This window comes from Mesorhizobium sp. M0991 (genome assembly GCF_040318915.1).
Lineage (GTDB): Bacteria > Pseudomonadota > Alphaproteobacteria > Rhizobiales > Rhizobiaceae > Mesorhizobium.
Genome location: NZ_JAMYNE010000111.1, coordinates 1 through 548, shown reverse-complemented (window position 1 = coordinate 548; position 548 = coordinate 1). Strand labels below are relative to the sequence as shown.

Sequence of the window (548 nt, the reverse complement as noted above, 5' to 3'; positions counted from 1 at the left end):
GGTCGACGACCGCGCCGACCGCGTCCCACAGAGCCGTGATGGTTCTCTCGGCCTTTGCTCGCAGCAGCGCCTTGAGTTTGGCGAAGGCGTTCTCAATCGGATTGAAGTCGGGACTGTAGGGCGGCAGGTAGAGCAGGCTCGCGCCTGCGGCCTCAATCGCGTCGCGCACGCCGGCGGCCTTGTGGGCGGGAAGGTTGTCCATGACGACTACGTCGCCCTCCGACAATGTCGGGACCAGCACCTGCTCGACATAGGCCAGGAACACGTTGCCGTTCATGGCGCCGTCGTAGACGAAGGGCGCAGTCATGCCCGTCAGCCGTAGCGCTCCGGTGAAGGTCGTGGTCTTCCAGTGGCCATGCGGCACGCCGGCCCGGCAGCGCTCGCCGCGCGGCGCTCTTCCACGCAGGCGGGCCATCTTTGTGGAGAGGCCGGTCTCATCGATGAACACGAGCTTCGCCGGATCAAGATCGAGCTGGCCGTCGAACCAGTCCCGGCGCCGCTTCAGGATGTCGAGGCGACCCTGCTCCAGTGCGTGCGCGGACTTTTTT

General features: G+C 66.1%; 1 protein-coding gene. It reads right to left on the bottom strand.

What is annotated here, in order from left to right; translation table 11 throughout:
• The coding region (locus NKH70_RS35740) for an IS630 family transposase (protein ID WP_353027482.1) at positions 1-548 on the bottom strand (548 nt) is incomplete at both ends.